The sequence below is a fragment of the Oscillibacter sp. 1-3 genome, from assembly GCF_000403435.2.
In the GTDB taxonomy this organism is placed as follows: Bacteria; Bacillota; Clostridia; order Oscillospirales; family Oscillospiraceae; genus Oscillibacter.
This window is the reverse complement of record NZ_KE159710.1, coordinates 462,444-481,302: the sequence shown is the minus strand read 5'-3', so window position 1 is coordinate 481,302 and position 18,859 is coordinate 462,444. Positions and strand designations below refer to the sequence as shown.

General features: G+C 60.7%; 16 protein-coding genes. 13 read left to right on the top strand and 3 right to left on the bottom strand.

What is annotated here, in order from left to right; genetic code table 11:
- Positions 1-42: 42 nt before the first annotated feature.
- Complete coding sequence (locus tag C816_RS18190) at positions 43-1,089, top strand: DmpA family aminopeptidase (RefSeq protein ID WP_016323875.1); 1,047 nt, start codon at positions 43-45, stop codon at positions 1,087-1,089.
- Between the two features lie 12 nt (positions 1,090-1,101).
- Positions 1,102-1,905, top strand: a complete 804-nt coding sequence (locus tag C816_RS18185) for a M55 family metallopeptidase (protein WP_016323874.1) — start codon at positions 1,102-1,104, stop codon at positions 1,903-1,905.
- Positions 1,906-2,031: 126 nt separating this feature from the next.
- Here the strand turns inward: C816_RS18185 and C816_RS18180 are convergent, their stop codons facing one another.
- The 3 genes from C816_RS18180 to C816_RS18170 all read right to left on the bottom strand — a co-directional run bounded on the left by C816_RS18180 (position 2,032) and on the right by C816_RS18170 (position 4,679).
- Positions 2,032-2,394, bottom strand: coding sequence for a response regulator (locus C816_RS18180; protein WP_016323873.1), 363 nt, complete (start codon positions 2,392-2,394; stop codon positions 2,032-2,034).
- Positions 2,395-2,463: 69 nt separating this feature from the next.
- Positions 2,464-2,892, bottom strand: coding sequence for a hypothetical protein (locus C816_RS18175; RefSeq protein WP_016323872.1), 429 nt, complete (start codon positions 2,890-2,892; stop codon positions 2,464-2,466).
- 38 nt (positions 2,893-2,930) lie between these two features.
- Complete coding sequence (locus tag C816_RS18170) at positions 2,931-4,679, bottom strand: DUF342 domain-containing protein (RefSeq protein WP_016323871.1); 1,749 nt, start codon at positions 4,677-4,679, stop codon at positions 2,931-2,933.
- 313 nt (positions 4,680-4,992) lie between these two features.
- Here C816_RS18170 and C816_RS23960 point away from each other — a divergent pair, with 313 nt between their 5' ends.
- From C816_RS23960 to C816_RS18120, 11 genes are all read left to right on the top strand, one after another.
- Positions 4,993-5,259, top strand: a complete 267-nt coding sequence (locus C816_RS23960) for a hypothetical protein (protein WP_155979090.1) — start codon at positions 4,993-4,995, stop codon at positions 5,257-5,259.
- Entirely contained in the window at positions 5,259-6,518 is a 1,260-nt protein-coding gene (locus C816_RS18165) for a DUF3798 domain-containing protein (RefSeq protein WP_016323870.1), read from the top strand. The genes C816_RS23960 and C816_RS18165 overlap by 1 nt, the downstream gene beginning before the upstream one ends.
- Positions 6,519-6,706: 188 nt before the next feature.
- Entirely contained in the window at positions 6,707-8,314 is a 1,608-nt protein-coding gene (locus C816_RS18160) for a sugar ABC transporter ATP-binding protein (RefSeq protein ID WP_371254406.1), read from the top strand.
- A gap of 15 nt (positions 8,315-8,329) precedes the next feature.
- On the top strand, positions 8,330-9,400 hold the full coding sequence (locus C816_RS18155) for an ABC transporter permease subunit (RefSeq protein ID WP_016323868.1): 1,071 nt from the start codon (positions 8,330-8,332) through the stop codon (positions 9,398-9,400).
- On the top strand, positions 9,397-10,515 hold the full coding sequence (locus C816_RS18150; RefSeq protein WP_016323867.1) for an ABC transporter permease: 1,119 nt from the start codon (positions 9,397-9,399) through the stop codon (positions 10,513-10,515). The genes C816_RS18155 and C816_RS18150 overlap by 4 nt, the downstream gene beginning before the upstream one ends.
- On the top strand, positions 10,512-11,006 hold the full coding sequence (locus tag C816_RS18145) for a DUF6672 family protein (RefSeq protein ID WP_016323866.1): 495 nt from the start codon (positions 10,512-10,514) through the stop codon (positions 11,004-11,006). Before C816_RS18150 ends, C816_RS18145 begins: the two co-directional genes overlap by 4 nt.
- A 117-nt stretch (positions 11,007-11,123) precedes the next feature.
- Entirely contained in the window at positions 11,124-12,575 is a 1,452-nt protein-coding gene (locus tag C816_RS18140; protein ID WP_016323865.1) for an aminoacyl-histidine dipeptidase, read from the top strand.
- Between the two features lie 260 nt (positions 12,576-12,835).
- On the top strand, positions 12,836-14,524 hold the full coding sequence (locus C816_RS18135) for an HlyD family efflux transporter periplasmic adaptor subunit (RefSeq protein WP_016323864.1): 1,689 nt from the start codon (positions 12,836-12,838) through the stop codon (positions 14,522-14,524).
- Positions 14,525-14,528: 4 nt separating this feature from the next.
- The gene (locus C816_RS18130) at positions 14,529-15,230 is read left to right on the top strand and encodes an ABC transporter ATP-binding protein (protein WP_016323863.1); all 702 of its coding nucleotides are present in this window, start codon (positions 14,529-14,531) and stop codon (positions 15,228-15,230) included.
- Positions 15,227-16,486 carry an ABC transporter permease gene (locus tag C816_RS18125; RefSeq protein ID WP_016323862.1) on the top strand — a complete coding sequence of 420 codons (1,260 nt, stop codon included), beginning with the start codon at positions 15,227-15,229 and terminating at the stop codon, positions 16,484-16,486. The genes C816_RS18130 and C816_RS18125 overlap by 4 nt, the downstream gene beginning before the upstream one ends.
- Before the next feature lie 11 nt (positions 16,487-16,497).
- Positions 16,498-18,735 carry an S-layer homology domain-containing protein gene (locus C816_RS18120; protein ID WP_016323861.1) on the top strand — a complete coding sequence of 746 codons (2,238 nt, stop codon included), beginning with the start codon at positions 16,498-16,500 and terminating at the stop codon, positions 18,733-18,735.
- Positions 18,736-18,859: the final 124 nt, after the last annotated feature.

Below are 18,859 nucleotides of genomic sequence, written 5' to 3'. Positions count from 1 at the left end.
CCAGCCAATACGAATTTCGCTGAAAAACAAGGAGGACAGACTATGGGAATTCCTGAGGGCAGCCTGGAGCTCCACTCCAGGTGGAAGCGCGGGCCCCGGAATCTGATTACCGACGTGCCCGGCGTGAAGGTCGGACAGGTTACCATCCAGCACGGGGAAGTCAACACCGGCGTTACGGCGGTCCTCCCCCATGAGAGAAACCTCTTTCAGGAGAAGGTCATGGCCGGTACGGCCATCATCAACGGCTTCGGCAAGAGCGCCGGCCTGGTGCAGATCGAGGAGCTGGGCACCATCGAATCGCCCATCATCCTGACCAACACCCTCAGCACCGGCACTGCCCTCACCGCCATGGTGAAGTATATGCTGGCCCAAAATCCGGACATCGGCGTGAAGACCGGCACGGTAAACTGCCTGGTTACCGAGTGCAACGACGGGCGGCTCAACGACATCCGGGGCCTCCATGTCACGGAGGAGCATGTGCTCCAGGCCGTAGAGCGCGCGGCGGAGGACTTCGAGGAGGGGGCCGTGGGCGGCGGCACCGGCATGGTGTGCCTGGGCCTGAAGGGCGGCATCGGCTCCTCCTCCAGACAGCTGGAGGCAGACGGAAAGCTCTATACCACCGGCGCCCTGGTCATGACAAACTTCGGCGCGGCCGGGAATCTGGTGATCGGCGGCCGCCACATCGACACCCGGAAGTGCAACGAGGAGTGCGGCCGGGAGTTCCGCGACAGCGGCTCCGTCATCATCATCATCGGCACTGACGCGCCGCTGAACGAGCGGCAGCTCAAGCGGCTTGCCAAGCGGGCCGCGATCGCCCTGGGGCGGGTGGGCTCCTACTGCGGCAACGGCAGCGGCGACATCGCCGTCGCCTTCACCACCGCCAACAACCAGCCCCATTACAGCGGCACGAACGTCTGGGACATGAAGATGTTCTACGACGAGAACATCGACTGGGTGTTTGAGTCCACAGTGGAGGCGGTGGAGGAGGCCATTATCAGCTCCCTCTACCATGCAAAAACCACTGTAGGCGTCCGCGGGAACAAGTATATGGGCCTGCTGGAATTTTTGGAAAAATACGAAAAGGACTGACGGGAGGCTGAAATGGAAAAACGGTATTTTATCAGCGTTGACATTGAGGGGATCACCGACGTCACCTTCTGGTCGGAGACCGAGGCGGGTCAGGCAGGCTACGACGCGGCCTGCGAACAGATGACCCGGGAGACGGCAGCGGCCTGCCGGGCGGTGCTGGCGGCGGGCGCGCTGCCGGTGGTCCGGGACGGGCACGGCGGCGCCTGCAATATCCGGCATATGGACCTGCCCGAGGGCGCTGAGCTGATGCGGGGCTGGGCCTGCCACCCCGGCTCCATGATGGCGGGGCTGGACGGCACGTTCAGCGGCGTGATCTACATCGGCTACCATGCCCCTGCAGGCAGCGACGGCAGTCCGCTGGCCCACACCAGCGAGTATCAGCAAATCCGGTGGGCGAAGATCAATGGAAAGCTGGCCTCCGAGTTTACCATGAACTCCCTGTACGCGGCGTCCCTGGGCGTTCCGTCCCTGTTCCTCAGCGGCGACGAGGCCATGTGCCGTCTGGCGGAGGAGGAGATCCCCGGCCTAACCACAGTGGCGGTGAAGCGCTGTAAGGGAAATTCCACCTGGAATATTCACCCCAAGACGGCGGAGAAGGCCATTGAGGAGGCGGTGGCCAGACAGCTGGCAGCCGGTGCGCCGCCGGTTCCCCAGGTGCCGGAGACGATGGCGCTGGATCTGTGCCTGCCCACCCATCAGGCGGTGCGCTCCGCCCGGCAGCTGCCCGGCGTGGAGCTGATCGGTGATGATGTGGTGCGCTACACGGCGAAGACGGTCAAAGAGCTGAAGATCGCCTGTGAGTTGATGATGGGCTGACAGAGGATCTCCGTCAGGGGATTCTGAGCAGCAAAGGAGGAGCGGCCGTCATGCAAAGCATGACGGCCGCTCCTCAGGCGCTGGAAGGCTGCGGGGATGCGAAGGCGGAGATCCGTTCAAGGCGCGTTACGCCATGGCCTCGGTCAGGGCCTGGATCAGGTTTTCTTTGGTGAGGGGTTTATAGAGAAACGTCTTGGCCCCGATGTCGTGGGCCTCATTGATGGTGTCGTCATACGCCAGGGAGGAGATTATGACGATCCGCGCGTCAGGGTGTTCTTCCAGGATGATCTTCGCGGTCTCCAAACCGTCAATGCCGGGCATGATGATGTCCATGGTGACGATGTCAGGCTGAATCTCCTCATAGCGGGCGATAGCGTCCTCGCCGTTTTCGCAGTACGCCGCCATCTCAAAGGCAGATCCCTCCAAAAGCTTGCAGATCTGCAGCTCCATCATTCGGGAATCATCTACTACCAAGACTTTCTTTTTCATAACTGCACTTCCTTTTTCTGTCAATTTAGGTGCGGCTGTCCGGCGTGTTCTCCAGGGGAACGTGGTGGATCAGCTGCGCGTGCTCGTTTTTGAGTAATTGAGGACAATATGGTCCCGGTGTCCCTCCGGCGCATAGCGCTCCAATTGAAAGGCCGGAACGTTGAACCGGGCCGGGATTTTGGTCAGCTGAAACAGCCGGGAGGCGACATGCCCGCACAGTACGTTGATGTACTCCTTAGCCACTTCCTCCAGGTCCTGTCCCGTGATGTCCTCCGCCTGAATCATGTATTGCGCCATGCGGATAAGCAGGGGGTTCTCCGTACGCAGGGAAAGGGGCGCATGAAACCCTTTTTCTAAAACCATATAGACCGTATAGCTCTCGCTCTCCGGCTCCGCGGTGTCCGGGAAAAGCCGAACACCCGCCGCCAGGAGAGTAATCTCCCGGATGATCCGGTCGAGGATCTCCGTCAGGTCTTTCTGCGGCACTAAGGCGTTCATATGGCGCCTCCACTTTTCCGGTCTGTGTGGTGTTTCGGCTACATGACCACGATCTCGCCGCAAACCATCTTGACGACACACTGCCGGGCCTCCTGGCGCAGGCGGAGAACTTCGTCTCCGAAGCTGATCTCCGTCCCAGGGTAGGCAATGGAGCATTCCAGCCGTCCGCTCTCCGTCTCTTTCATCGTCAGTTTAATATTGGCCAGATCCTCCTCCAGCTGCTTGAGCTTGAGCTCGGCCACCGAGAGCTTCATCCGGGTCTTGGCGAGGATGCTGGATTTGGTGGGGCTGTCCAGCTGGCACTCCAGCTTTTCCAGTTCCATCTCCAGCTCCTTCAACTCCTTTAGGATGATCTCCCGCTCGAAGTTTGTGCAGGGCAGTCCGCCCAGGGCGATGGAGGTCCTGACCTCTGACTGGGAGCCCACGGTTTGGACGTTCACCATTTTGGCCGCCCAGATCCGGCCGCCCATGATACATCCCCGGCCGGAGCGCACCAGGACCTCTCCGTCGCAGTAGATGCTGCCGTTGATGATGCAGTCGGTCTGCAGGTTCTCACGGGCGTAGATGGTGGCGTTTTCGATGTACTTGGAGAAAACGCTGCGGTGCGACCGGACCACCGTGGTTCCGTCGCCCAGAATGCCGCGGACCACGACGAGGTCGCCGCCGGCCTCCACTGTGCTGCCAGCCTCGACAACGCCGCCCACATGGATGTTTCCCATGGCGCGGATGGTAAAGCCGCTGAGCACGTCGCCCTCTATATTGATGTCGCCTAAAAAGTTGATGTCGCCTGTGGCGAAGTCCACATTGCCCGCAATGTCCAGCACCGGCTTGACCTGAAAACTGCGGCCGGTGAATTCCACGTGCCCCGCCATGGAGGCGACGAGGGTGAGTCCGTCCTCGCTGATCTCGGTGTTCCGTCCTTTGGGAAGCGGCACGGACTTGCCGCTTTTGGCGGGAATCTCCTGATCCAGCACGGTTCGCCCGGGGTCGCCCTCCGTGGGCTGGATCAGGCGGCAGATCTCCTGCCCCAGCTTTACGTTGCGGATCAGGTTCAAATTGGTATAGTCTACCTGGCCGTATTCGTCCACCTCCAGCACCCGGTCAATAACCCGGGGGAAGTAGTCCACAATGTTGCCGTTCTCCCCGTCAAAGGCGGGTTTTCCCCTGGCGATGAGGAACAGGTGAAAATACCGCTCCTCATCATGGGAAAGCCGGTCTACCAGCCGCTCGTCTACGCCGTAGGAGATATCCTGGCTCAGCATGGTCCGCAGAAGCAGCTCGCGGTTCAGTTCCTGGCCCGTTCCAACGGGGGGAAATACGATGACCCAGGCGTAGAGCTTATCCGCAGAGAGGAAGAAATAGGGCAGCGCATCCAGGGTCAGAGGAGCATCCGGCTCCTGTTCCTGCTCCGGCTTCTTTTTGCCGGACCGGTTCTGCTTCTCGCTGTCCTTGATCTGCTTTAGCCGCGCACTGCACACGCTGGTCATGGACGAGCGTAGACGCCCCAGCTCCCGCTGGACCATCTCCTGGGGGAGGACGCCGTCCTCGTCCAGGGAGAGGCGGGGAGCCGGCAGAAAGCCGGATTTTCTTCGGCGCAGATCATACAGGCGGAGGAGGGGATGCTCCGGGGGAAGCTCCAGACGGGCCGGGTCAATGATGCCGCCCATTGCAGGCTCCGCGGCAGTTTCCGCCGCGGCGGCTTCCCGCTCCGTGCCTGCCTCGTCGATCGGTTCCGCCTCCGGTTTTGAGCCGAACAAAATATTTGTAATCTTTTCCTTCAATGACATTTCTGTACCACCGCCGTTTCCTAAAAAGATATGCGTTTTCTATTATACGCGGATAACCGTCTCTTGGCAAGACGGCGTTTTGCCATTTTTCAAGCGGTCCTTAAGCGCCGGCGATATAGCCAGAACGGCAAATCACAGATTGGAGAAACAGCAGATGGAATATATTGAAATTAAGGGATTGTGGCAGCAGCTCAATCTGATTTTTATGTATTTACCGCTTATAATTATTGCAGGAAGAAGGATACTGGAAGGATGACAGCCTCCGGTTTGTCTGGCAGTGATCCGCGTCGAGTGACCGCCGGATTTTGTCATTTTGACGAAGTCTGAACTTGAAAGTAGCCCATCAACGCAAAGGGGGAGGAAGAAGGCTTTCGATTTTCCAGCTCACACCCCGTTTGAGGGGGCGGGAGGGGAGATTGTTGGATTATTTGCGGAAAATATGGAAAATGAGGTTGACAAATATGAAATTTTTGTTAAACTAAATAAGGTTCAAAAGGCGTACGCCTTTTTCATGGTTTGTAAACAAACCATGAGGCAGGGTCTATACGCCGGGATCACAAAAAAATTTGGAGGTTTGTAATGAAGAAGTTTCTCAGCATCCTGCTGGCGCTGGTGATGGTCCTTGCCCTCGCCGGATGCGGCGGCAGCGACACCCCCGCCAACACGCCTGCCCAGGACGCGGACAGCGCCGGCCAGCCCAATGAGGGCGACGCCGCTCCCGCCGAGGACTGGCACATCGGCATCATCACCGGCACCGTGTCCCAGTCCGAGGACGACCTGCGCGGCGCGGAGGCCATTCAGGCCAAGTACGGCGAGGACAAGGTGAAGCTCGCCACCTACCCCGACAACTTCACCGAGGAGCTGGAGACCACCATCCAGACCATCGTCAACATGTCCGACGATCCTCTGATGAAGGCCATCATCGTCAACCAGTCCGTCCCCGGCACCGCCGAGGCATTCACCCAGATCAAGGAGCGCCGTCCCGACATCCTGTGCATCGCCGGCGAGGCCCATGAGGACCTGCCCGTGGTGGGCGCCTCTGCCGACCTGGTGTGCAACAATGACTTCGTCTCCCGCGGCTATCTGATTATCCGCACCGCCCACGAGCTGGGCTGCGACACCTTCGTCCACATCTCCTTCCCCCGGCACATGTCCTATGAGACCATGAGCCGCCGTGTGGCCGTCATGCAGGAGGCCTGCAACGAGTTCGACATGCAGTTTGTCCCGGAGACCGCTCCCGATCCCACCACCGACGTGGGCGTCACCGGCGCCCAGGCCTATGTGCTGGAGAAGGCCCCCGAGTGGATTCAGAAGTACGGCCAGAATTCCGCCTACTTCTGCACCAACGACGCCCACACCGCTCCCCTTCTGCAGCGGCTGCTGGAGCTGGGCGGCTACTTCATCGAGGCCGACCTGCCCTCTCCTCTGATGGGCTATCCCAACGCTCTGGGCGATCTGGACCTGACTGCCGAGGCCGGCGACTTTGACGCCATTCTGGCCAAGGTGGAGCAGGCCGTTGTGGACGCCGGCGGCGACGGCCGCTTCGGCACCTGGGCTTACTCCTATGGTTACTGCCTGTCCGCAGGCCTTGCCCAGCACGCCATCAACGTCATTGAGGGCAGGAGCGAGATCACCAACATGGACGACGTGGCTGCCGCCCTGCAGGAGTACTCTCCCAAGGCCGCCTGGAACGGCTCCGGCTACACCAACGCCGACACCGGCGTTAAGGAGGACAACGTGTTCCTCATCTATCAGGACACCTATATCATGGGCAATCCCGGCAGGTTCATGGGCGCCACCGATGTTGAGGTGCCTGAGAAGTACTTCACCGTGAAGTAATCTGCGCACTGGATTTTTGTAGAGAATCGACAATGGAAACAGGGGGGAGGTTCATCCTCCCCCTGTTTCTTACAACCTGTATTTACAACTGGAAATGGCAAAGGGACGAGAGTTCTCTGCAACCGCGATGAAAAAGACCCGGACGGCGTTTGCGGTTGTGAATACAGGGTTTATATCAGATAAGGGGTGTGATTTCAATAGGTAATTCAACTGCTCCTCTGCTGGAGATGCGCAGCATCAAAAAGGACTTCTTCGGCAACCAGGTCCTCACCGACATCAATTTCACACTGGGCGAGGGGGAGGTCCTGGGCCTGTGCGGCGAGAACGGCGCGGGCAAGTCCACGCTGATGAAGATCCTCTTCGGCATGGATGTGATCCGGGAGACCGGCGGCTATGAGGGCGACATCCTCATCAACGGCGAAAAGGTGGTGTTCAACACCCCCTTTGACGCGCTGAAAGCGGGCATCGGCATGGTCCACCAGGAGTTTTCCCTCATTCCCGGCTTCACGGCTACTGAGAATATCCTGCTCAACCGGGAGCCCCAGAAGCGCAACGTGATTTCCCAGGTGTTCGGCGAGCGGCTCAACACGCTGGACTACAAGGAGATGGACCGCCGGTCCGCGGCGGCTATCCAGAAGATGGGCGTGGAGATTGACGCCAAGATGGTCATCAGCAGTATGCCGGTGGGACACAAGCAGTTCACGGAGATCGCCCGTGAGCTGAGCAAGGACCAGCTCAAGCTGCTGATTCTGGACGAGCCCACCGCCGTGCTGACGGAGAAGGAGGCGGAGGCCCTGCTGGACTCCATCCGCGGCATGTCCGCCCAGGGGATCTCCGTGATCTTCATCACACATCGCCTCCATGAGATCCTGGCGGTGTGCGACAAAGTGGTGGTCATGCGGGACGGTCATGTGGTCCGGGACGTGCCCACCAGTGAGACCAGCGTGGATGACATCACCCGCTGGATGGTGGGCCGGGATGTGCAGAGCGGCTCCGCCCCCGCGGAGGTGAAGGATCAGGCGGCTGAAGGCGCCAGGACTATCATGTCCATCAAGCATCTCTGGGTGGATATGCCCGGCGAAACGGTGCGCGATGTCTCCCTGGATGTGCGTGAGGGCGAGATCTTGGGCATCGGGGGTCTTGCCGGGCAGGGCAAGCTGGGCATTCCCAACGGCGTCATGGGCCTCTATGAGGCCGGCGGCACCGTGGAGTTTGACGGACAGGCCATCCCCCTGAACAGCCCCCGAAAATGTTTGGACGCCTCCCTGGCCTTCGTGTCGGAGGACCGCCGGGAGGTGGGACTGCTGCTGGACGAGACGCTGGAGTGGAACGTGGCTTTTTCCGCCATGCAGATCCAGGACAAGTTCTTGAAAAAGCTGCTTGGCGGCGCTATCAAGTGGCGGGACGAGAGGGCCATCCACGCCGTAACGCAGAAATACATTGACCAGCTGCAGATCAAGTGCACCAGCTCCAAACAGAACGCCAGAGAGCTCTCCGGCGGCAATCAGCAGAAGGTGTGCCTGGCCAAGGCCTTTGCCCTGGAGCCCAAGTTCCTCTTCGTGTCCGAGCCCACCCGGGGCATCGACGTGGGCGCCAAGGCCCTGGTGCTGGACGCTTTGAAGCAGTTCAACCGGGAGAGCGGCGTCACCGTGGTCATGATCTCCTCAGAGCTGGAGGAGCTGCGGCAGACCTGCGACCGCATCGCCATTATCTCCGGCGGACAGGTGGCGGGCATCCTGCCCGCAGCGGCGTCCTCGGAGGAATTCGGCTTGCTGATGGTCAGCAAGGTCATATAAGGAGGAGGGAACGATATGCATCAACCTGCATCTGCGATTGGATTGCAATACTGGCTCAAAAAGATGGGCTATCCCCGGCTGATTATCGCCGGCTTCCTCCTCTTTTTGTTCATCATGGCCCCCATCACCGGGTCCGACCTGTCCACCCAGATCACCAACGTCATCAACCGTTTCAGCTGGAACGCCGTGCTGGTGCTGGCCATGGTGCCCATGATCCACTCCGGCTGCGGACTGAACTTCGGCGTGCCCCTGGGCGTCCTGGCGGGCCTTTTGGGCGGTACGCTGGCCATTGAGATGGGCTTCACCGGGCCCATGAGCTTCCTGATGGCCATTGTGGTGTCCACCCCCTTCGCCATCCTCTTCGGCGGCGGCTACGGCGCGCTGCTGAACAGGATCAAGGGCGGCGAGATGATGGTGGCCACCTACGTGGGGTTCTCCTCCGTGTCCTTCATGTGCATCATGTGGCTGCTGATCCCCTACAAGAACCCCTCCATCGTCATGGCGTACACCGGCGTGGGCCTCAGGAATATGTTCGCCCTGGACAGCTTCTACGCAGGCGTTCTCTCCAAGTTCCTGGAGATCGACCTGAACCCTATAGGGATCAATCTGGTGATCCCCACCGGGTCCATCCTGTTCTTCGCGCTGCTTGCCCTGGGCGTGTGGGCTTTCCTCCACACCAAGACCGGCACGGCCATGACCGCCGTGGGCTCCAACCCCACGTTCGCCAGGGCCTCCGGCATCAATGTGGACCGGATTCGGATTCTGTCGGTGGTCCTGTCCACCTGGCTGGGCGCTGTGGGCGTTCTGGTCTATCAGCAGGGCTTTGGCTTTGTGCAGCTCTATACGGCCCCTCAGAATATGACCATGCCGGCGGTGGCGGCCGTGCTCATCGGCGGCGCGTCGGTGAATAAGGCGTCCATCTCCAACGTCATCATCGGTACGCTCCTCTTCCAGGGGCTTGTGACAATGACGCCCACTGTAATCACTGCCCTGATCCATACGGACGTGAGCGAGGTCATCCGCATCATCGTCTCCAACGGCATGGTGATCTATGCCCTGACGAGAAAGACGGAGGGAGCGAAATGAAGATAAAAAAGAATTTTAACGGTTTCGACTTCCTGCAGAATAACCTGGTGCCCCTGATGTTCATCATCATCTGCGCTGTCTGCATCCCCCTCTCCGGCTTCTCTACCAGCTATCTGCTCAACGAGGTCGTCACCCGCATGGGCCGGAACATCTTCCTGATCCTCAGCCTGCTGATTCCCATCATGGCGGGCATGGGCCTGAACTTTGGCATGACCCTGGGCGCCATGGCGGGACAGGTGGCCCTGATCTTCGTCACCGACTGGCAGATCTGGGGCATTCCCGGCGTAGTGCTGGCCATGATCCTCTCTGTGCCCCTGTCCGCCCTTCTGGGCCTCATGTGCGGCAAGCTCATGAATATGGCCAAGGGCCGTGAGATGATCCTGGGCTATATGATGAACTACTTCGTCACGGGCCTCTACCAGCTGCTGGTGCTCTACTTTATGGGCTCCATCATCCCCATCATGCACGCCTCCATCCGCCTGCCCAGAGGCTATGGCATCCGCACCACTGTGAACCTGGCCAATATGCGCCAGTGCCTGGACAATGAGTTCGCCATCCTCTACAAGGGCGTGAAGATCCCAGTTTTGAACTTTGTCATCATCGCCGTGCTGTGCCTGTTCATCATCTGGTTCCGCCGGACGAAACTGGGCCAGGATATGCGGGCCGTGGGCCAGGACATGGAGGTGGCCCAGGCCGCCGGCATCAATGTGGACCGCACCCGGATTATCTCCATCATCATCTCCACGGTCTTTGCCGGCTTCGGCCAGATCATCTACCTGCAGAACATCGGCAACTTCCCCACCTACACCGCCCACTCCCAGATCGGTATGTTCTGCATTGCCGCACTGCTGGTTGGCGGCGCCAGCGTGGAGAAAGCCTCCATCGGAAATGTCTTTTTGGGCGTTATCCTGTTCCACACCATGTTCATTGTGGCGCCTAGGGCAGGTGTCGCCATCACCGGCGACGCCATGATCGGAGAGTATTTCCGTGTGTTCGTCTCCTACGGCGTCATCACGCTGGCCCTCATCATGTATGAGATCAAGAAGCGCAGGGCCAGGAGCCAGGGCGGCGAGCTGCTGGCGCGGGCCCAGCGGGAGGGAGGCGTCCAGACATGAGAGGAAAAACGCTTTTGATCCGCCTTGCCGCTCTGGCTGTCTGCGTCGCTGTGGCCGCAACGATGATGGTCATTGGCCGCGGCCATACCCTTTACTTTGACAACAAGACCATTGAGGATTATCAGGGCCAGGAGTACAGGGCCTTTGAGCGCGTGGTGGTCACCGTCAAGGGCGAGCAGATCGCAAAGCTGGGCAAGCGGGAGCGCGGCATGGCCACCTGGATCGGCCAGAGCTTCAAAATGACTTTGGAGATCACGGAGAACAAGGGCGACGAGCCCTATATTAAGGAAGTCTCCATCCAGCTGCCCTACGGCGTGGACGGCATCATTATCAATCTGCCCGCCTATCTGGCGGACCTGCCGGAGGACGCGTGGTTCTCTGAGTTTGTTCCCATGGTGGAGGAGGAGCCCGGCGAGGAGGATCTCCCCGGCGAGGGCGACGAGTTCGGCCTGGAGGACGATATGGGCCTGGAAGGCGACCTGGGCGTCTGAATTTCCCGGGAAAAGCGTGCAAAAGTCCGTTGAAAAGTGGTATGATACTGGAAGACGGCAAAATCTGCAGAGCCTGCCGGACCGTTTCGGCAGGCTCTGTCTTTCAGGAGGATTTTTATGGCGGTTTTATCCAATCTGGAACCCAAGGCGGTATTTGAGTACTTTGAAAAGCTGTGCGCCGTGCCCCACGGCAGCGGCAACACGAAGATCATCAGCGACCTGTGCGTGGGCTTTGCCAAGGAGCTGGGCCTCAAGTGGCGGCAGGATGAGCTCAATAACGTGGTGATATGGAAGGACGGCACCCCCGGCTACGAGGACGCGGATACTGTGATCCTCCAGGGCCATATGGACATGGTCTGCGCCAAGACGGAGGACTGTCCCAAGGACATGGCCCGGGAGGGCCTGGATCTTGCCACTGACGGGGAATATGTCTGGGCGAAAGAGACGTCCCTGGGCGGGGACAACTGCATTGCCGTGGCCATGGCCCTGGCGATTCTGGCGGACAAGACCATGCCCCACCCGCCCCTGGAGGCGGTGTTCACCGTAGACGAGGAGACCGGTATGGACGGAGCGTTTGCCCTGGACTGCTCCGACCTCAAAGGCCGCCAGCTGCTGAACCTGGACTCGGAGGAGGAGGGGGTCTTCACCGTCTCCTGCGCCGGTGGGGCAAGGATTGACTGCGTACTTCCCGGCGCCCTGAAGGCGGGGGAGAGCGGCGAGGCCGGATACACCGTCATTCTGGAGGGGCTGTTGGGCGGACACTCCGGCGGTGAGATTCACAAGGGCCGGGCCTCTGCCAACCACCTCATGGGCCGGGTGCTGTACAGCGCCATGGAGCGTGTGCCGGGCCTGCGGCTGTCCGGTATCCGGGGCGGCAAGTTTGATAACGTGATCTGCCCCAATGCCACGGCCGGCGTCTCCGTTCCCGCGGAGGAGAGGGAGACCTTTGAGACCTTCATCCGGGAGTTTGACGGCGTTTTGAAAAACGAGTACGCCGGAGTGGACGACGGCATCACACTCACCTGCATCCCCGGCCTGATGGATGGAGCGCTGTCCCCGGAGGACACCCGGCGGATCCTCGCCACACTGCTGATGCTTCCACAGGGAGTTCAGGCCATGAATGTGGATTTCCCCGGCCTGGTGCAGACCTCTTTGAACCTGGGGATCATAGGGATGAAGACGGACGGCCTGCATTTCACCGTCTCCGTCCGGTCCTGTATCGCCTCCCAGAAGGAGATGGTGATCCAACGGGTCCGGGCCATCGTAGCCGCAGGGGGAGGCACATCCTCCGTCCGCTCCAGCTACCCCGGCTGGCAGTACCAGCGGGATTCCGCCCTGCGCCGTCGGCTGATGGAGGTCTACCGGGACCTCACCGGCAAAGACGCCGTCATCGAGGCCACCCATGGCGGCCTGGAGTGCGGATTGTTCATCGAGAAGCTCCCCGGCCTGGACGCCGTGTCCCTGGGGCCGGAGCTGCGGGAGATCCACTCCCCCCGGGAAAAGCTGGGCGTGGCCTCCACAGAGCGGGTGTACCGTCTGGTGTGCGAATTTTTGAAGCGCAGCAGGTGACGAGCGCCCGGGAATATGCGCAGTGCGAGAGCCCGGAGATCCATCGGATCTCCGGGCTTTTTCACCGGAATCAGGCGCAGGCGCCGCTTTTTTTGAAAATTTGAAAAAATTTTTCCTATTCTCCTTTTTTCGGAAACTTTTTTGCCAATTCTGCGTCTTAATAGATGTATAAATTTGTAACCATTTTGTTATTGCATTATGGGACTGACTGTACTATCATTGATAATACAGTTTACAGGACCAAGGAAAAGGAGAAAAACATGGCAGAAGTGAAAGAGCGCGAGGAGCTGTCCCAGGCCCAGGGGACGGAGACGGCGGCTGTTCCGGCGGCGGAGAACGCGCCCGCCAAGGTGCCGCTGAAAGAAAAGTGGAAATCCATGCCCCGGAAGAAGCGGCGGAAGATTGTCCGTTTGGTGATCCTTCTGCTGGTGCTGGCCGTCATCGGAGGAATCCTGTACAAGGTCCTCGGCGGCAAAAAGGAGGGGGAGAGCGAGATTATCACCGACGTGGTGCAGTACGGCTCCATCACCTCCATTGTGGACGGCAGCGGCCTGGCGAAGGCCAAGAGCAGCGAGACCATCACTCTCACCACCGCGGGCACCGTGCTGGACGTGCTGGTGGCGGAGGGCGATATGGTTACTGCCGGAACGCCCCTCTTCACCATCGACAGCCCGGCGGCGGAGACCGCCGTGCAGAAGGCCCGCAGCAATCTGGAGGGCTACCAGAAGCAGCTGAATCAGGCGGAGAAGGACATTGCGGGTCTGAATCTCTCCGCGCTCTACCCCGGAAAGCTGCTGGAGACCGTAACGTTAAACCCCGGCGACACCATCACCAAGGGACAGAAGGTGGCGGTGCTGGCGGACGACACCCGCCTGCGCCTGACTCAGTATTACAGCTACGCCTACGCCGGGGAGCTGTACGCCGGCCAGACAGTGGACGTGTCCGTCCCCGCATTGATGAGCACCATCTCCGGCCGGATCGAGGCGGTACATATGGTCAGCCGCATTACCGCGGAGGGCTCCAAGCTCTTCTCTGCGGAGATTATCCTGGACAACGAGGGGGCCCTCACCGCCGAGATGGCGGCCTCCGCCACTGTCAATGTGAACGGCGAGACCGTCTACCCCTATGAGCCGGGGAAGCTGGAGTACTACCGCACCGGCGACCTCAACTCCACCGTCAGCGGCACTGTGATCTCCAGCGGTCTGGTGGACTACCTCCAGGTCTCCGCCGGACAGGTGCTGGTGGTCATCGACGGCGAGGAGAGCGAGAGTGAGCTCTTCACCATTCAGCAGAACCTGGAGACCGCCCGGGAGGAGCTGGAGACCGCCGAGAAGAACCTGGCCAACTGCAAGGCTGTGGCCCCCATCGACGGCATGGTCATCGGCCTCACCGTCCAGCCCGGAGCAGAGATCGCCGCCAACACCACCATCGTCACCATCTCCGACACCTCCACCATCACCGTCTCCGCCAACGTGGACGAGCGGAACATCAGCTACATCAAGCCCGGCATGATGGTGGATCTGAACCAGTGGGGCAACCCCGCCATGGGCATAGTGGAGACGGTCAGTATGTCCTCCACCGTCAACAACGGCGTGGCCACGTACCCCGTCACCATCTCCGCCGACAACAGCGAGGGCACCATCCAGGTCAACAGCTACCTGGATTACAGCCTCACCGCCAGCGAGAACGACAACTGCCTGATCCTGCCCCTCCAGTGCGTGCGCACTGTGTCCACAGAGGAGGGGGAGACGCTGCAGGTGGTCTACGTCTCCGGCAGCAAGCCGGACAATGCCGTGGAGAACGTCATGGTGGACGAACAGATTCCCGAGGGCTACTGGGCTGTGCCGGTGGAGATCGGCATCTCCGACAACTACAACGTGGAGATCCGCTCCGGCGTGGAAGAGGGCACTGAGGTCTTTACTCAGATGCAGTCCATGTACGGCTGGTGATCGCATGGCACATTTGGTAGAATTGCGGGACGTCTACAAGATCTACGGCGAGGGCCTGGAGAGCGAGGTCCGCGCCCTGGACGGGGTGTCCCTGACGGTGGACCCGGGGGAGTTCGTGGCCATTGTGGGCCAGTCCGGCTCCGGTAAATCCACCATGATGAACGTGCTGGGCTGTCTGGACATCCCCACCCGTGGGGACTACTACCTGGAGGGCACCGACGTCCGCGAGCTGACGGACAAGGAGCTGAGCCTGATCCGCAACAAGGAGATCGGCTTCATCTTCCAGCAGTACAACCTGATCCAGAGCCTGACGGTGCTGGAGAACGTGGAGCTGCCCCTGATCTATCAGGGCATCAACGCCGACGACCGCTATGACCTGGCCATGGAGGCCCTGGAGCGGGTGGGGCTCTCCGGCCGCGTGAAACACAGGCCCACGGAGATGTCCGGCGGCCAGCAGCAGCGGGTGGCCATCGCCCGGGCCATCGCCACCCATCCCCCCATCATCATGGCCGACGAGCCCACCGGCGCCCTGGATTCCCGCACGGGCCAGGAGGTGCTGCAGTTCCTCCAGCAGCTGAACAAGGAGGGCAGTACCATCATCCTCATCACCCACGACAACGGCATCGCCGCCACCGCCCGCCGCTGCGTGCGGCTCCAGGACGGCAAGATTGTGGAGGACAGGGAACAGGAGGTGGACTGGCTGTGAATATCCGCCAAGCGGTCAAGATGGCCTGGAAGTCCATCGTGGGCAAAAAGGGCCGGTCCATACTCACTATGCTGGGCGTCATCATCGGCATCGCCGCCGTCATGACCATCGTGGCCACCATGAACGGCTACACGGCCAAGACCATGGAGCAGTACTCCGCCATGGGCAGCAACAAGATCAATGTGCAGATTTACAGCTATATGTACGTGGAGGACGCCAACGGCAACTGGGTTAGCGCGGGCAAGGACTACTTCCCGGACCTGTACGACTACTGCAAGAGCCTTACGAAGTACGTAGTGGGCGTGACGCCCCAGGCTGGCTGCAACGCCACTGTGGTCTACGGCACCAAGAACTCTGACAACTTCCAGTGGGACTGGGAGACCCAGACCGGCCAGCGGAGGCCGGACATCTACTACGGCAGCGACCAGTACAGCATCTGCAACAATCTGACCGTCATGAAGGGCCGGGACATTTCCGAGCTGGACGTAAGCCGCTATAACCAGGTGTGCGTCATGGGTTCTCAGGCGGCGGAGACCTTCTTCGGCTCCGCCGACCCGGTGGGAAAGAAGCTCCAGCTCAACGGCCAGAGCTTTGACGTGGTGGGCGTCTATGCCCCCCGTCTCACCGGGGCCGACGCCCAGGGCAGCTTTATCGACAACATCATTATCCTGCCCTACACCGCCCGCCGGGTCATGGGGGGCGAGACCATGGAGAGTTTTATCGTCAAGGCCAAGGACGGCGAGTCCGTGCAGGAGGCCACCAGCCGCATCCAGGGCTTTTTGAAGGGCCTGGTGGACGAGTCCACCGGCGGATTCTGGGTGGACTCCGACAACCAGTGGCAGCAATCCATGAATGAGCAGATGGCCATGATCTCCCTGGTACTGGGCGGCATCGCCGCCATCAGTCTGCTGGTGGGCGGCATCGGCATCATGAATATCATGCTGGTCACCGTCACCGAGCGGACGAGGGAGATCGGTATCCGCCGGGCCATCGGCGCCCAGCGCAGCTCCATTGTCACCCAGTTTTTGATTGAGGCGGCCATGCTCTGCGGCATCGGCGGCGTCATCGGCATCCTGCTGGGCACAGGCGGCAGCCTGCTGGCGGGAAAGCTGCTGTTCCAGATGACCATTTATCCGGCGGCCTGGATCACCCTCAGCGCCTTCTCGCTGTCGGTGGCCCTGGGCGTGATCTTCGGCATCTATCCCGCGGCCAAGGCCGCCAAGCTCCAGCCTGTGGAGGCCCTCAGGGCGGAATAAGGAGGAAGAACATGAAGAGATTTTTGAGTTTTCTGCTGGCGGCGGTCATGGCGTCATCCCTGCTGGTTCTGCCGGCGGGGGCGGCGGACGTGGTCCGCTTCTCCGACGTGACGGACCGGAACACCATCATGGCCGTGGAGTCCCTGCGGCTCATGGGAGTGCTGGACGGCTACAGTGACAACACGTTCCGCCCCGGCGCGGCGCTGAACCGGGCCCAGTTCTGCAAGATGGCGGTGTACGCCATGAACGGTGAGGAGGAGCTGGGGCTCTACAACACCGTCACCATCTTCCCGGACGCCAAACCCTCCCACTGGGCCTCGGCCTACATCAACATGGCCTCCCGGAAGGGCATCATCGCGGGCTATCCCGACGGCAGGTTTCATCCGGAGCGGACCGTCACCGTGGGACAGGCCGTGACCATCCTTCTGCGGATGCTGGGCTATGAGGACAAGGACATCGGCGGCGTGTGGCCCGCCAGCTACATGGCAGTGGGGGCCACCGTGGGCCTCACCGACGGCGTAGGTACCAACGGAAACGCCACCCTCACCCGGGGCCAGGCGGCACAGCTGTTTTTGAACCTGCTTCGGGCCGATATGAAGGAGAAGGGCAGTTATCTCTCCTCCCTCAAGGGTACCGTTTTGGAGAACCAGGTGCTGGTGACCTCCTCCGCCACGGGCCCTGACGGGCTGGAGACAGCCATGAAGCTTGCTTCCGGCGACACGGTGTATCAGATGGCCTCCGGCAAGGCGTCCAACGGGGCGCTGAACGGCCTGCGGGGCACTCTGGTGCTGAACGGGAGCGGCAGGGTCATCACCTTTGTGCCGGACGCCATGGGCGTGCAGATGACCATTACAGTGGCCAGCGCCAAGGCCAGCCAGATTGTGGATGTCAGCGGCGCCGCTTATACTGTCACTGGCAAGACCCAGACCTACTACAACGGCGAGGAGAAGCCCTGGAGCGAGGTGTTCTCCTGGGTCAGCGCCGGCAGCACCGTGACGCTGTACCTCAACTCCGCCGGCGGCGCGGACTACATCTTCGTGGGCGGCGGCTCCGCGGCCAGCTCCGCCGTCATCGTCTATAACGACGGCTCTACCGCCGGGTTCGCCGACCTTACCGGCGGCAGTACCAACTACAAGCTGTACAAGAACGGCGCGGAGGTCCTGGCCAGGGACATCCGGAAGTACGATGTGGCCACTTACGCTCCCGCCACCAACTCCATCCGGGTGTGCGACATCCGCATCAGCGGCTTCTATGAGAGCTGCTCCCCCAGTCCCGACGCCCCTGAGGAGATCACTGTGCTGGGCCACGCCTTCCCGGTGCTGACAACGGCTCGGGAGAGCATCTCCAAGTTCAAGCCCGGCGACCAGCTGACACTTCTGCTGACGGAGGACAATCAGGTGGCCGGAGCCGTGGAGGCCAAGGGCGCCGTGGTTACCAGCAATGCCATCGGCATTGTGCGCTCCGGCGGGCGGGTGGACCTGCTCTGCGGCATCACCCTCACCGGCGGAAGCGAGGACGGAAAGGATCTGGAGGGCCAGCTGGTCCGGGTCTCCTCCACCTATCGGGGACATCTGAGCCTCTCCCGTCTCAGCGGCGGCAACGCCAGCGGCAATCTTGACGTGGCGGAGCGCACCATGGGACAACGGAAGCTGGCGGATAATGTGATGATCTTCCAGAACGGTGTGGACGGCGTGGAGGCCGTGAGCCTTAGCGACCTCACGGATGGTATCATCCCCTCTGGCCGGATCGCCTACGCCAGGGTGAATTCCGCCAATAAGGTGGATCTGATTGTGCTGAATTCCGGTGTGAACGGCACGGTGGTCTATGGCCGTGTGTTCCTGGAGGTATCAACAAAGCCGGTCTATGACAAGAATGATCCGAATAAAGTGATTGGGGAGCAGGAGATTCAGCGTCTGGGCGTCGAGTACGGCAACGGCCAGCGGGTTGGCCCCTTTACCTCACCGTATGACATCAACGGCGGCGACTATGTAGCCATGACGCTGCGGGGAACGAGCGGTTTCTCCAGTCTCAAGAAGCTGGACGAGACAAAGAACGTGCCCAACTCCGCCTGGACCAGCGAAAATCTGGTCACCGTGGGCGGCATGACCTACAGGGTTCCCTCCGATGTCCACTGCTACAACGGGGACATGAAGATGTGGGTGACCCTGGCGGAGGCTCACGCCTATGCGGAGCAGTGCACCATCTACACTGAAGGCGGCTATGTCCGGTGTATTGAGGTCAGGAGATAATATTTCCACCAACAAAAAGAGCGTGTTTCCGGCGGAAACACGCTCTTTTTTGCGTTTTTAATACGTTATAAGGAAATCGTGGGCTCTGCCGAAGCCGCTGGGGCTTTGCCCCAGACCCCACCGC